Origin of the sequence: Luedemannella helvata, assembly GCF_039528415.1 — a bacterium.
Taxonomy (GTDB): Bacteria; Actinomycetota; Actinomycetes; order Mycobacteriales; family Micromonosporaceae; genus Luedemannella; species Luedemannella helvata.
Window position 1 is genome coordinate 124,540 of record NZ_BAAALS010000016.1, and the last position, 12,914, is coordinate 137,453.

General features: G+C 71.2%; 12 protein-coding genes. 7 read left to right on the forward strand and 5 right to left on the reverse strand.

Features of this window, described 5'->3' with window-relative positions:
• The first annotated feature begins 217 nt into the window (after positions 1 to 217).
• Positions 218 to 754: a shikimate kinase gene (locus ABD191_RS17500; protein ID WP_344082889.1), complete on the forward strand. Its 537-nt coding sequence runs from the start codon at positions 218 to 220 to the stop codon at positions 752 to 754.
• Here ABD191_RS17500 and ABD191_RS17505 read toward each other — a convergent pair.
• Entirely contained in the window at positions 732 to 3,350 is a 2,619-nt protein-coding gene (locus ABD191_RS17505; protein ID WP_344082891.1) for a bifunctional diguanylate cyclase/phosphodiesterase, read from the reverse strand. The genes ABD191_RS17500 and ABD191_RS17505 overlap by 23 nt on opposite strands.
• A gap of 8 nt (positions 3,351 to 3,358) precedes the next feature.
• Complete coding sequence (locus ABD191_RS17510; RefSeq protein ID WP_344082893.1) at positions 3,359 to 4,543, reverse strand: FIST signal transduction protein; 1,185 nt, start codon at positions 4,541 to 4,543, stop codon at positions 3,359 to 3,361.
• A gap of 152 nt (positions 4,544 to 4,695) precedes the next feature.
• On the opposite strand from ABD191_RS17510, the gene ABD191_RS17515 reads away from it, so the two are divergent.
• Positions 4,696 to 5,136, forward strand: a complete 441-nt coding sequence (locus tag ABD191_RS17515; RefSeq protein ID WP_344082895.1) for a nitroreductase family deazaflavin-dependent oxidoreductase — start codon at positions 4,696 to 4,698, stop codon at positions 5,134 to 5,136.
• Here ABD191_RS17515 and ABD191_RS17520 read toward each other — a convergent pair.
• Genes ABD191_RS17520 through ABD191_RS17530 form a run of 3 tightly spaced genes read right to left on the reverse strand, consistent with a single transcriptional unit; the run spans position 5,129 to position 6,555 of the window.
• A complete protein-coding gene (locus tag ABD191_RS17520; RefSeq protein WP_344082897.1) occupies positions 5,129 to 5,956 on the reverse strand; it encodes an MBL fold metallo-hydrolase in 828 nt (275 codons plus the stop codon). The genes ABD191_RS17515 and ABD191_RS17520 overlap by 8 nt on opposite strands.
• A gap of 4 nt (positions 5,957 to 5,960) precedes the next feature.
• Positions 5,961 to 6,332 carry a thioesterase family protein gene (locus tag ABD191_RS17525; RefSeq protein WP_344082899.1) on the reverse strand — a complete coding sequence of 124 codons (372 nt, stop codon included), beginning with the start codon at positions 6,330 to 6,332 and terminating at the stop codon, positions 5,961 to 5,963.
• Positions 6,333 to 6,354: 22 nt separating this feature from the next.
• Positions 6,355 to 6,555 (reverse strand): hypothetical protein, encoded by a 201-nt coding sequence (locus tag ABD191_RS17530; protein WP_344082901.1) that lies wholly within the window; start codon positions 6,553 to 6,555, stop codon positions 6,355 to 6,357.
• 377 nt (positions 6,556 to 6,932) lie between these two features.
• Here ABD191_RS17530 and ABD191_RS17535 point away from each other — a divergent pair, with 377 nt between their 5' ends.
• From ABD191_RS17535 to fabI, 5 genes are all read left to right on the forward strand, one after another.
• Positions 6,933 to 8,024 (forward strand): AAA family ATPase, encoded by a 1,092-nt coding sequence (locus ABD191_RS17535; RefSeq protein ID WP_344082959.1) that lies wholly within the window; start codon positions 6,933 to 6,935, stop codon positions 8,022 to 8,024.
• Between the two features lie 5 nt (positions 8,025 to 8,029).
• Entirely contained in the window at positions 8,030 to 8,980 is a 951-nt protein-coding gene (locus tag ABD191_RS17540) for a DUF58 domain-containing protein (protein WP_425560744.1), read from the forward strand.
• A complete protein-coding gene (locus ABD191_RS17545; protein WP_344082903.1) occupies positions 8,977 to 9,930 on the forward strand; it encodes a VWA domain-containing protein in 954 nt (317 codons plus the stop codon). The genes ABD191_RS17540 and ABD191_RS17545 overlap by 4 nt, the downstream gene beginning before the upstream one ends.
• A 473-nt stretch (positions 9,931 to 10,403) precedes the next feature.
• Entirely contained in the window at positions 10,404 to 11,108 is a 705-nt protein-coding gene (gene fabG, locus ABD191_RS17550) for a 3-oxoacyl-ACP reductase FabG (RefSeq protein WP_344082905.1), read from the forward strand.
• Between the two features lie 26 nt (positions 11,109 to 11,134).
• The gene (gene fabI / locus ABD191_RS17555) at positions 11,135 to 11,902 is read left to right on the forward strand and encodes an enoyl-ACP reductase FabI (protein ID WP_344082907.1); all 768 of its coding nucleotides are present in this window, start codon (positions 11,135 to 11,137) and stop codon (positions 11,900 to 11,902) included.
• Positions 11,903 to 12,914: the final 1,012 nt, after the last annotated feature.

Sequence of the window (12,914 nt, forward strand, 5' to 3'; positions counted from 1 at the left end):
GTCGTGCTTTTGGCGACGTGGGGGCGCGGCAGGGTCGCCAAAGTCGTGTCTTTGGCGGGGTGGGAGCGCGCCAGGGTCGCCAAAGTCGTGTCTTTGGCGGGGTGGGGGGGCGCCCGCGTCGCCAAAGTCGTGCCTTTGGCGCGCGCGGGAGGTGCGCAGGCGCGTGTGACGCGCCGGCGGCGCGCACGTAGGGGCGGTGGGTGGCTAGAGTGCCCGGGTGCGGCGGGTGGCGGTGGTGGGGAACTCGGGGTCCGGGAAGACGACCGTCGGGCGGCGACTCGCCGGGGTGCTCGGTGTGCCGTTCGTCGAGCTCGACGCCATCCATCACCAGCCGGGCTGGGAGCCGCTGCCCGTCGACGAGTTCCGCGCCCGGGTCACCGGGATCGCCGCCGGGGACGGCTGGGTGATCGACGGGAACTACCGCGCCGTTCGTGACCTGGTGTGGGCGCGCGCCGACACGGTCGTCTGGTTCGACCTGCCCAGGCGCACCGTGATGCGGCAGGTCATCCTGCGCACCGTGCGCCGGGCGGTGACCCGGGAGGTGCTGTGGAACGGCAACCGGGAGCCGCTGAGCGGGTTGTTCCGGCTCGCGCCCGAGGAGTCGATCATCCGGTGGGCGTGGGTGAAGCACACGACCTACCGCGACCGTTACCGCACGGCCGCCGCGGACCCGGAGTACGCGCATGTGAAGTTCGTCCGGATCGGCTCCCGGAAGGACGCGACGGTGCTGCTCAACGCCGCAGTAGGGCGGTAGCCTCGTCGGGCGGCAGGGGCCGGGCCAGCAGGTAGCCCTGGCCATACCGGCAGCCCAGGTCCAGTAGTGCCGTGCGGTGGGCCTCGGTCTCGATGCCCTCGGCGACCACGTCCAGGCCGGACGAGTCGGCGATGGCGAGGATGGCGCGCACGATGCCCCGGTCGATGTCCCGGTCGATCATGCCGGCCACGAAGGAACGGTCGATCTTGAGCCGCTCGGCGGGGAAGCGTTGCAGGTAGCTGAGGATCGAGTACGACATGCCGAAGTCGTCGAGCGCGAAGTGCACCCCGGCCTCGCGCAGGGCCACGGCACGCTGGGCGAGGTCCTCCCGGGCGTACCCGTGTTCCGTGACCTCAAGCCAGACGTCGTCGGGCGACACCCCGGCGGTCTTGATGGTCTCCAGCGTGCGCAGGGCGAGGTCCTCCTCGCGCAGCTGCGCCACGGACAGGTTGACGCTGATGTGGATGCCCGGCCGCGTCAGCTGCCACGTGGCGAGCTGTTGGCAGGCCTGTGCGAGCACCCAGCTGCCGATCGGCACGATCGCGCCGGTCTCCTCCGCGAGCGGGATGAAGACCTCGGGTGGGATGGGGCCGCGGGTGGGGTGCACCCAGCGCAGCAGTGCCTCGAAGCTGATCACCTCGTCCGTGTCGAGGGTGAACACCGGCTGGTAGACGACGTGCAGCTGGCCCTCGTCGAGCGCGCGGAGCAGGTCGTTGCGCAGGTCGAGCCGGTCCAGGGAGCGGTGCGAGGCGACCTCGTCGAACACCTCGACCTCGCCGAGGCCCTTGGCCTTCGCCGCGTACATGGCGGCGTCGGCGTCGCGCAGCATGGCGCTGGCGGTGGTGCTGCCGCGCACGCCGTGGACGCCGCCGACGCTGGCCGAGACGCGTACCTGCTCCCCGCGCAACGTGAACGGCTGGGTGAGCACGGACTGCACCCGCCGGCCCACCTCGGCGATGTCGGCCAGGCCGCCGACCCCGTCGAGGACGAACACGAACTCGTCGCCGCCGAAGCGGGCGAGCAGATCGGTGGGGCGCACGCAGCGGGCGAGCCGGACGGCGACCTGTTGCAGCAGTTCGTCGCCGGCCTCGTGGCCGAGCCGGTCGTTGACCGCCTTGAACTTGTCGAGGTCGCAGAAGAGCACGCCCACGGCGGTGGCGCCCCCGTGGCTCAGCGCCTCGTGGAGACGCTGACCGGCCAGCGTGCGGTTGGCGAGTCCGGTCAGCGGATCGTGGGTGGCCCGCAGCCGCAGCTCCTCCTCAAGTCGCTTGCGATCGTCGACGACGCGGGAGGACAGCACGATGGAGGACACGTCGGCGGGGGCGGGGCGCAGCACGCTCTCCACCCAGACCCACGAGTCCGGCCCGCTGCGCAGCCGGTACTCGATCTTGGGTTCCCGTGCGGCCTGGACCAGCGCGGTGGCGAGCGGACCGCGGTCGTCCGGGTGGGCGAGGTCGGTCAGCGACCGGCCGAGCAGCGCGGCCGGCTCCTGGCCCAGCTCGCGCCGGTGCGACGGGGAGGCGTAGACGAACGTGCCGCGCCGGTCCACCACGGCGATCATGTCGCTGATCGCGTCGGTGACCAGCCGCAGCCAGGCCTCGTTCTGGGCCAGGGCCCGGTAGAGCTCCGCGTTGGCCATCGCCGCGCCCAGGTGGCTCGCGAAGATCGTGATGACCTCGATCGTGTCCTGACGGAACAGGCGGGGCCGGTTGCCGGAGGCGCCGAGCAGGGCCACGACCGCGCCGTCGCGGATGACCGGCACGCACAGCACCGGATCGGCGCAGTACGGCGTGCCGGACAGCGCGGCGCCCCACGCGGGCAGGTGCGCGAGCGGGCGGGGCCAGTTGGCCAGCTCGTCGCCGGTGAGCCCGTGCTGGGCCCGCAGGGCGGCGTCCGAGCCGGTGATCATGACGAGCCACGCGCGCTCGGTCTGGGTGAGGTCGACGAGCAGGTCGACCGCGTCCGTGAGGAGCGGCTGAAGGTCCAGGTGGCGGGCCAGCCGGTGGCTCGACTGGGCCAGCCGTTCCAGCGCCACGCCGCGCTCGCGGGCCGCGACGGCCGAGGCCATCCGGTACGCCACGGAGGTGAGCACCTGCAGCTCGGCGTCCGTGAACGGCTCGCCGCTGCGGCGGTAGAGCAGCAGCAGCTCGGCGCGCTGCTCCGGCTCGGCGGACAACGGTATCCACACGGCCGAGCGCAGCCCGATGCCCCGCAGTGAGGGCGGCACGTCCGCCGGGCAGAGGCGCTTGCGCACGACCGGCTCGCCGGTGGCCAGCGCCTCGGACGCGGCCGGGCAGCGCTCCCATTCGCCGTGGAAGGCGGGGTCGTCCTCGGGCAGGCCGCACGAGCTGGTCACGAGCAGGCGGTCGCCGGCGGCCTCGGCCACCGCGGTCACGTCGGCCGAGAACACGTCGGACAGTACGGTCAGGGCGCGGTCGATCAGGTCCTCGGGCGAGGACGGGGTACCGATGACCGTGAGCAGCCGGATGAGCCGCGTGGTGTCGCGGTATGCGTCCCGGACGGCCGTGTTCGCGGCCGCCAGCTGTTCCTGCGGGTCGCCCAGTTCCCCCTCGCCGGTGTCCGCCGGGGAGGTCATGGTGAACTTCACAGGATCACGGCCGCGATCGTGGCGTTGTGGTAACCCACGACGCTCGTGGTCCGGGCGAACTCGCCGTACGTGTAGAAGCCGAAGGTCGGGACCTCGCCCGCGATCTTCTGCAGCCGCTGCGCCTCCTCGGCGCTGCGCCCGGCGAGGATGTCGAGGCGGGCCACGCAGCTGAACACCAGGGCCACACTCGCGTCGGCGCCGTCCAGCGCGTCGGCGAGCGTCGCGTCGCCCACGTCGAGCAGGTCGTCCGGGCCGCACGAGACCACCTGCACGGCCGCGTACGCGGGCAGGGGCGCGAACGTGCGCAGCTGGCCCTCGTCGTCGACGAACGCGCCCCGGATGAGCAGTTGCCCGTCGGGCTGGATCAGGCCGAACGCGTGCGCCGAGTGGTAGCCGCCGTCGCGGTCGCTGGGGATCTCACACATCGGGTTGTCGAACCGGAAGTGCTCCCGGTAGACCTCCAGCGCCGGCCGGCCGCTGATCTCGCGGACGACCGGGCCGTCGACGCCGGTGACGAGCAGCGGCAGGCCGGTGGGCTGCCAGCCGTGGCCGGAGACCACCGTGAGCGGGCGCGGCGAGCCGATCCACACGGCGACCGCGGCGTCGGAGAACACCTCGCCGTCGCGCATCACGTAGGTCCTGGCCAGCCGCCGGTCGTCCCCGGCGGCGCCGCCCACGACGGGCACCGCCACGCCGGTCACCCGGTGGATGCCGTTGAGCAGTTCCTGCTGGTCGCCGGTCAGGCCGTCGGAGAGGACGAGGAGCGCCTCGTGCGGCAGCCGGTCGGTGCCGGCGGCCGTGCGAGCGGCCCGCGCCAGCTCCCGCCCCGCGTGGAAGGAGTTGGCGCCGACCTCGGTCACGGACGCGACGCCGAAGCGGTAGTCCGTGCTGGCGAGCGCCAGCACGGCAAGGCCCTCGCCCGGCTGGGTCAGCGTGCCGGCGTGCAGGTGACCGCTGCTGCTCGCGCCCGCGAGCGGAGCGCCGCCGGTGACGCTGTTGATGCCCGCGAGGACGGCCGCCAGGTCGTAGCGCACGGAGGCGAAGACGAGCACGAGGTCGGGCCGGCGTCCGTTGAGGTCGGCACAGGCGGCCCGGGCGGCAGCCGCGCCGGCCTCCCGGCCGTCGGAGTGCTCACTCGCGCCGATGCCGACCTGCAGTCGATCCGCCGTTAGGTCACCCATCGCGATGAGACTACTACCGCCGCGTCATCGGCACAGGGCCGAATTCCGGCGTTCCGGGGCTGGTCGGGCTGCTGTGATAGGGATATACCTGATCGCGCACGCATTGACCTTGGGTAATTGCCGTTACGACTGATGACATAGGTGAGGTACCGATGACCGATCTGCGCCAACCGACCGATCCGTCCCCGGGCTGGCAGCTCGACCACCTTCGCGAGTACGTCGAGACGGAGGGCGAGCGCGGCCACCTGTGGATGGGCGTGCCGACCCTGCTGCTCACCACGACGGGCCGCCGCTCCGGGCAGGCCCGCCGCACCCCGCTGATCTACGGCGAGGACGCCGACGGCCGCTACGTGCTCGTGGCCAGCAAGGGCGGCAGCCCCGACCACCCGGCGTGGTACTACAACCTCGACGCCGACCCGCGCGTGCTCGTGCAGATCAAGGGCGACGTCTTCGAGGCCGTCGCGCACACCGCCCAGGGTGACGAGCGGGCCGCGCTGTGGCAGCTCATGACGAAGATCTGGCCCGCGTACGACGAGTACCAGACCAAGACCGACCGCCAGATCCCCGTGGTGGTGCTGACCCGGGTCAGCTGAGCCCGGCCAGCTCCGCGTAGCCCCGGCGCACCGCGACCAGCGACCGCTGCGGGCCGAACGCCGCCTTGGCGGCCACGGCCTCGGCGGGCGCGCCGTCGAGATGCCCTTCGCGGATGAGCCACGCCAGGTCGGTCAGCTCGGTGTGCTGGTCGCGGACGAACGCGAGGTCCACCACGGCGCCGTGGCCGGGAACAACGGCCGCGTCGGGGTCGGCGTCCGCGATCAGCGCGGCCAGCGTCTCGGGCCAGTCCAGGGGGTACGCGTCATCGAACGACGGTGGGGCGCCCTGCTCGACGAGATCGCCGGCGACGATCGTGCCCGTGTCGTCGACCCGGGCCACGAGGTCGCCGTCGGTGTGCCCGCGGCCGAGGTGGCGCAGGGTCACCGTGCGGCCGCCGATGTCGAGCACGGCCACGGTCTGCACCAGCCGGTCGGGCGGGGCGACCGTCACCTCGAGCACCTCGTCGGCCAGCTCCGGATGGGTGAGCACGCACTCGTCGTACGCCTCCCGGCGCACCCGGTCCGGGTGCTGGCGCAGCACGTCGGCGACCGCCCCGTGCGCCCAGATCGCCGCCCCCGGCGACGCGGCCGTCAGGGTGGCGTTGCCGAAGGTGTGGTCGAAGTGGTGGTGGGTGTTCACCAGGACCAGCGGCTCCGCGCTGACCTGGCGCACCGCGGCGAGCAGCTCGGTGGCCTGCCGGGCGGTGGACAGGGAGTCGACCACGATGACCGCCTCGGCGCCCGTCACGACGGTCGCGTTCACGTCGAACAGCGGCTGCCGTAGCACGTACACCCCGTTGGCGATCTCCGTGAACGTCATCGGGTCACCCTCCGGTCGCCCGCTGGACGAACGTCTGCCGGTCCACGATGACCCGGTGCACCCGGCCCTGCGCCACGAGCGTGTCTCCGTCGTGGACGGTCACCTCGAAGGTCAGCGCGCGCCCCTCGGCGACCAGCAGCGTCGCGAGGGCGCGCACCGTGTGCCCGACCGGGGTGGGGGCGAGATGTTCCAGCTCCACCCGGGTGCCAACGGTCGTCAGGCCGGGCTCCAGCGCGCCCGCGGTGGCCGCGACCGTCGCGGCCTCGGCCAGCGCCAGGGCGCGCGGCGTGCCCAGCACGGGCACATCACCGGAGCCCAGCTCCTGCGCGGTATCGGCCTCGCTGACCGTCAGTTCCACGCCGGCGCGAGCACCCACCCTCACTCCCATATCTGGGAGCCTACGGCGTCGGCAGCCGGGTGGTGTCGCGCAGGAATCCCCGGGCGGACAGAAAATTACCGAGGTACTCGCGGTGGGCGTCGCACGCCAGCCAGACCTTGCGACGGTCGGGATCGTGCAGCTTCGGGTTGTTCCACGCCAGCGACCACACGGCCGGCGATCGGCAGGCCTTGGCGGAGCAGAGGAGAGCGTCGGGGTCCATCACCGTGAGTGTGCCACTGGAGCGATCGAACGCGTTCGGCCCGACGACCTAAACAGAAAATATGAAGACGCCGGGCGGCCACGGGGGAAGCCGCCCGGCGTCGCTCGAAATGTTAACCCGCGTGAGGGGTGCGTGCCAGTGGCAGCTGATGACCATTTGGCTTGTTGCTGGTGCCGGAATGGCGGGCGGGCTCGCAGACTTGGACATGCTGCTTGATGACCGTCACTATGGGCGATATACGATAAGTTGATCTTAGGCGTTCCGTGACCGGATCCACGCTCTGTGTGGCATCGTCTCCACGCGCTGGCCGGTGCGTGCGACGCTGTGCACGTTCGAAACTGTCACCTGAAAGCCGTGGGGGACCTGTGACCGAGATCATGAAGCCCGAGCCGCAGCCCGAGTCGACCCCGCCGCCCGGGCTCACCCCGGCGCAGGCCGCCACCGTGCTGGAGCGGGTGCTGTTCGAGGTCAAACGGGTCATCGTGGGTCAGGACCGCATGATCGAGCGGATGCTCGTCGCGATCCTGTCGCGCGGGCACTGCCTGCTGGAGGGCGTGCCCGGCGTGGCCAAGACCCTCGCCGTGGAGACGCTGGCGACCGTTGTCGGCGGCAGCTTCGCCCGCATCCAGTTCACGCCCGACCTGGTGCCGGCCGACATCATCGGCACCCGCATCTACCGCCAGTCCAGCGAGAAGTTCGACGTCGAACTGGGCCCCGTCTTCGTGAACTTCCTGCTCGCGGACGAGATCAATCGCGCTCCCGCGAAGGTGCAGTCCGCGCTGCTGGAGGTCATGGCGGAGCAGCATGTGTCGATCGGCGGCCAGCGGTTCGACGTGCCGCTGCCCTTCCTGGTCATGGCCACTCAGAACCCGATCGAGCAGGAGGGCGTCTACCCGCTGCCCGAGGCGCAACGGGACCGGTTCCTCTTGAAGATCGTGGTGGGGTACCCGAGCGATGTCGAGGAACGCGAGATCGTCTACCGGATGGGCGTCCGTGCGCCGCGGCCCGAGCCCATCCTCACCGGCAACCAGCTGATGACGCTGCAGGATCTGGCCGACCGCGTGTTCGTGCACAACGCGCTCGTCGACTACGCCGTGCGGCTCGTGCTCGCCACCCGCGACCCGGCCGCGCACAACCTGCCCGACGTCGCGCAGCTCATCCAGTACGGCGCGAGCCCGCGCGCCTCGCTGGGCATCATCCGCGCCGCCCGGGCCCTGGCCCTCATGCGCGGGCGCGACTACGCCCTGCCGCAGGACATCGCCGACATCGCGCCGGACATCCTGCGCCACCGTCTGGTGCTCAGCTACGACGCTCTGGCCGACGACGTGTCCGCGGACCACATCGTCGGCCGGGTGCTGTCCACCGTGCCCGAGCCCATGGTGGCACCCCGGCAGAACGCGACACCTGTAACGCCGGCCGGGGTCGGCGGCCCGGCCAACGTGCCCCAGCTGCAGTGGCCGGGTCAGTGAGTCCGGTGCCGCCACGCCCGCCCACCCAGCGGACCGCGCCGCCCGGCGCCCTGCCGCTGGGCGCCGACCGCGCCCGCACCACCCTCAACCGGCTGCAGTTGCTGGTCACCCGACGCCTGGACGGCCTGTTGCAGGGCGACTACCTGGGCCTGCTGCCCGGCCCGGGCAGCGAACCGGGGGAGTCGCGCGAATACCGCCCCGGCGACGACGTGCGCCGGATGGACTGGCCGGTCACCGCCCGCACCACGCAACCCCACGTACGCCAGACGATCGCCGACCGGGAGCTGGAGACCTGGCTCGCGGTCGATCTGTCCGCGAGTCTTGACTTCGGCACCGCCCGCAGCCTCAAGCGCGATCTCGTGGTCGCCGCCGCGGCGGCCGTCGCGCACCTGACCGTACGCGGCGGCAACCGGATCGGAGCCGTCGTCGGCACGCACGGCGAGCTGCGCCGGATGCCCGCGCGGCCGGGCCGGAAGGAGGCGCAGGCGCTGCTCAAGGTGCTGGCCACCACCGAACCGCGTCCCGGGCGCGCCGACCTCGGCGAGCTCATCGACGCGCTCAACCGCCCACCCCGCCGGCGTGGTCAGGCCGTGGTGATCTCGGACTTCCTCGCCGATCCGGCGAGCTGGCGGCGCCCGCTGCGCAAACTCGCCGTTCGTCACGACGTACTCGCCATCGAGGTGCTGGACCCGCGCGAGCTGGAGCTGCCCAACGTGGGGGTGCTCATGGTGGCCGACCCGGAGTCGGGCGCCGTACACGAGGTGCAGACGGCCGATCCCAAGGTGCGGGCCGACTACGCGCGGGGTGCCGCCGCGCAGCGGGCCGCCATCGCCGGCGCGATCCGCTCGGTGGGCGCGGCGCACCTGCGGCTGCGGACGGACTCGGACTGGCTGCTCGATATCGTGAGGTTCGTGGCATCGGCCCGACACGCCCGAACCAGGGGGACCACCCGATGATCCGATTCCTGTCACCGTGGTGGCTCCTCGCCGTGGTGCCCGTCCTCGCCCTCGCGGGCGTGTACGTGTGGCGCCAACGAAACCGGCGCGCGTACGCGGTGCGCTTCTCCAACGTGGACCTGCTGCGGGCGGTGGCGCCCAAGGGCATCGGCCCGGTGCGCAGGCACGCGCCCGCGGTGGCGTTCCTGCTGGCGCTGCTGGTCATGGCGATCTCGCTGGCCAAGCCGTCGGTGGACCGTAAGGAGCCGCTGGAGCGCGCGACGATCATGATGGCCATCGACGTGTCCCTGTCCATGCAGGCGGGCGACGTGCGGCCCAACCGCATCGTCGCCGCGCAGGAGGCGGCCAAGCAATTCGTGGAGCAGTTGCCGGAGGCGTTCAACGTCGGGCTGGTGGCGTTCGCCAAGTCGGCCAACGTGGTGGTGTCGCCGACCAAGGACCGTTCGGCGGTCACCCAGGCGATCGGCAACCTCCAGCTGGCTGAGGCCACGGCCACGGGCGAGGCGGTCTTCACCTGCCTCGACGCGATCGCCGGCGTACCGGCGGACGGGGCGCAGGGCGCCCCGCCGGCGCGCATCGTGCTGCTCTCGGACGGCTACCGGACGTACGGCCGCTCGATCGAGGAGGCGGCGAGCGCGGCGTCGACCGCGAACGTGCCGGTGTCCACGATCGCCTTCGGTACGGACGAGGGCATCGTCGAGATCAACGGCCAGGCCCAGCGGGTACCGGTGGACCGGGTGTCGCTGCAGCAACTGGCCGAGACGACGCGGGGCCAGTTCTACGAGGCGGCGTCGAAGGAGGCCCTGCGCCGGGTGTACGCCGACATGGGCAGCTCGATCGGCTACCGCACCAAGCCGCAGGAGATCGCGCAGTGGTTCATCGGCGTCGCGTTGCTGTTGGCGTTCGCGGCGGCGGGGATGACGTTGCTGTGGACCTCGCGGCTGTTGTGACGAGCTAGTGGGTGCTGACCATCACGAAGACGGCGAGCACCCAGATGGCGGCGAGGGTGAACCCCAGCGGGGCGGTGTAGCGGCGCATTGACGCACTCCCGGGCGTGGGCGCCGCGTGGTGGGCGGCGCCGTGTGTGCAATGGCGTGGGGGAGTGTCGTGACGCGGGCGCTCGACGCTGTGCCTCGCACCTCGGAAGTGCTGCGGTTCAGCGGAGAAGAAAGCCTGCCCGGCCACGACTGGGAGGATCGCTATCTCGCACAGCGATCACCTCCAAGGTCGGTCGTGGACACAGGCTGGAACGCGGATATCGTACATGTTCCGCAGGCGGGCGATGATCGCCCGTTGGCGTCGGACGGCCCAACCGTTCGGCGACACGCGGGCGGACGTTCGACCATCCGGACCGGTGCTATCGCTTACTTGGCGGTAACACCTAGTCTCCACCAGGAGATTCGACGTTGACGTGGGAGGGCGCGTGGCACGCACCGTTCTGGTGACCGGTGGAAACCGAGGGATCGGCCTGGCCATCGCGGAGGCCTTCGCCAAACAGGGCGACCGTGTCGCCATCACGCACCGGGGCTCCGGCGCGCCGGCCGGCGTGTTCGGCGTGACCTGCGACGTCACCGACCCTGCGGCGGTCGACGCGGCGTTCACCGCCGTCGAGAACGAGCTCGGCCCGGTCGAGGTGCTCGTCGCCAACGCGGGCATCACGGACGACACGTTGCTCATGCGCATGAGCGAGGAGCAGTTCGGCCGCGTCCTGGAGACCAATCTCACGGGCGCCTGGCGGTGCGCGAAGCGCGCGTCCACGAAGATGATGCGTGGCCGCTGGGGTCGCATGATCTTCATCTCCTCGGTCGTGGGCCTGTCCGGCGGCGCCGGCCAGGTCAACTACGCGGCCAGCAAGGCCGGCCTCGTGGGCGTCGCCCGGTCCATCGCGCGTGAGCTCGGCACCCGCAACGTGACCGCGAACGTCGTCGCGCCCGGCTTCATCGCCACGGACATGACGGCCACCCTGACGGACGCGCGCCGCGAGGAGATCCTCAAGAGCATCCCGGCCGGCCGGCTCGCCGAGCCGGAGGAGGTCGCGTCCGTGGTGACGTGGCTGGCGAGCGACGCGGCGGGCTACGTGACGGGCGCCGTCATCCCCGTCGACGGCGGCCTCGGCATGGGCCATTGATTTCACGTACGAATAAAGGAGCTCACGTGTCAGGACTGCTCGCCGGCAAGCGACTGCTCATCACCGGGATCATCACCGACCAGTCGATCGCCTTCTCCGCCGCGAAGATCGCCCAGGACGAGGGCGCCGAGGTCGTGCTGACCGGTTTCGGCCGCCTGTCCCTGGTGGAGCGGATCGCCAAGCGCCTGCCCAAGCCGGCGCCGGTGATCGAGCTGGACGTGACGAATGCGGAGCATCTCGACGGGCTTGCCGACAAGGTCCGCGAGCACGTCGACGGCCTCGACGGCGTGCTGCACTCCATCGGCTTCGCCCCGCAGTCGTGCCTGGGCGGCGGGTTCCTGGACGCGCCGTGGGAGGACGTGTCCACCGCGCTGCACGTCTCGACGTACTCGTACAAGTCGCTCGCCATGGCGTGCCTGCCACTGATGCGCCGTGGCGGCTCCATCGTCGGTCTGACCTTCGACGCGACCAAGGCGTGGCCGGTCTACGACTGGATGGGCGTCGCCAAGGCCGGCCTCGAGTCGGCGAACCGCTACCTGGCGCTGCACCTGGGCGAGCAGGGCATCCGGTCGAACCTGGTGTCCGCCGGACCGCTGCGCACCATGGCCGCCAAGTCGATCCCCGGCTTCGAGCAGTTCGAGGAGTCCTGGCAGCAGCGCGCCCCGCTCGGCTGGGACCTCACCGACCAGGAGCCCACCGCGCGCGCGATCCTCGCCCTGCTCTCCGACTGGTTCCCCGCCACGACCGGCGAGGTCGTCCACGTCGATGGCGGCTACCACGCCCTGGGTGCCTGACCCTTTCCTGGCGCCCTTTTGAACCAGGCTTTGATCCAGTTCAGCCAGGGGAGCAGGAAGACCAGGTCGGCACGGTTGTCGGCGCACCAGGCCGAACCCATGGTCACGGTGGTACGTGGCGCGTTGGCGCGCCGGTCGACTGACCGGCGCGCCTCCTTTGCGCCGGGCGGGGTTGGTCGGCCGCCACGTAACGCCGCCTTCACGCAGGACCCGCCGCAGGCTTTTGGGTGTCGAGCAGGTCGACGCGCAGCTTGGTCGACGACACGCCAGAGAGCGGTTGTCCCAGGAAGCGGGGGTCACGCCGGGCGATGACCCGGTCTACGCCCGGTAGGTTCATCGACCCTTTTCGGTCAATTCCGTTCCACTTTTGAGTACAACGCGCCGAGCGCCGCTCGTTGAACGCGTGGATCACGTCGCGGACGTGGTCGTCGGAAGCTTTGAGCAGGCGAGCGATGTCAACCGCAGGTTGTGCCTGCGGCACATCGCCCGGCGGGAAAGCGTGCCTGACTCACATCACGGATCGACGGCCTACCCGATAAGTTCTAAGTGTTGAGTTAAGGGCAGCTCATAGCGTTTCAAGAAGTAACCGCCTGATCAGACATTTTCGTGCCTCCTTATAGAGTGTTACCCATTATGTCCGATATAGTGCTTATCAGCCATCGGGTTGGGGGCACTTATGGGCAATTCGCGACCATTGCGCCGTACCGTGCATGTGCGTGTTGCCTCCGGGATCAGTTCCGTGGTCCTGGCAACCGGGTTCGCGCCGCAGCCCGTCCTCGCCGCGCCCGACGCGGACGCCACCGTGGCGGGCGCCGTCCCGGCCGCTGTGAAGGCGCCGGTCGGCCCCCAGGGCTGGCAGGAGCCAGCCAGCGGTGATGACTCCGCCTACCTGGGACCACAGCATTGGCAGGCAGGGGCGGGCGGCGCATTTGACGGTTCCGGCGTCCAGGGCCCGCAGGGGATTCCCGGATCGCAGGGTCCACAGGGTCCTCAAGGGGCGCCCGGCGTCGGA

Bases quoted from the DNA above. Each gene is read 5' to 3' on its own strand.
- ABD191_RS17530 (WP_344082901.1), bottom strand. From the start codon at position 6,555: ATGGACCCCGACGCTCTCCTCTGCTCCGCCAAGGCCTGCCGATCGCCG.
- ABD191_RS17515 (WP_344082895.1), top strand. From the start codon at position 4,696: ATGACCGATCTGCGCCAACCGACCGATCCGTCCCCGGGCTGGCAGCTC.
- ABD191_RS17535 (WP_344082959.1), top strand. From the start codon at position 6,933: ATGAAGCCCGAGCCGCAGCCCGAGTCGACCCCGCCGCCCGGGCTCACC.
- ABD191_RS17545 (WP_344082903.1), top strand. From the start codon at position 8,977: ATGATCCGATTCCTGTCACCGTGGTGGCTCCTCGCCGTGGTGCCCGTC.
- ABD191_RS17505 (WP_344082891.1), bottom strand. From the start codon at position 3,350: ATGACCTCCCCGGCGGACACCGGCGAGGGGGAACTGGGCGACCCGCAG.
- ABD191_RS17520 (WP_344082897.1), bottom strand. From the start codon at position 5,956: ATGACGTTCACGGAGATCGCCAACGGGGTGTACGTGCTACGGCAGCCG.
- ABD191_RS17510 (WP_344082893.1), bottom strand. From the start codon at position 4,543: ATGGGTGACCTAACGGCGGATCGACTGCAGGTCGGCATCGGCGCGAGT.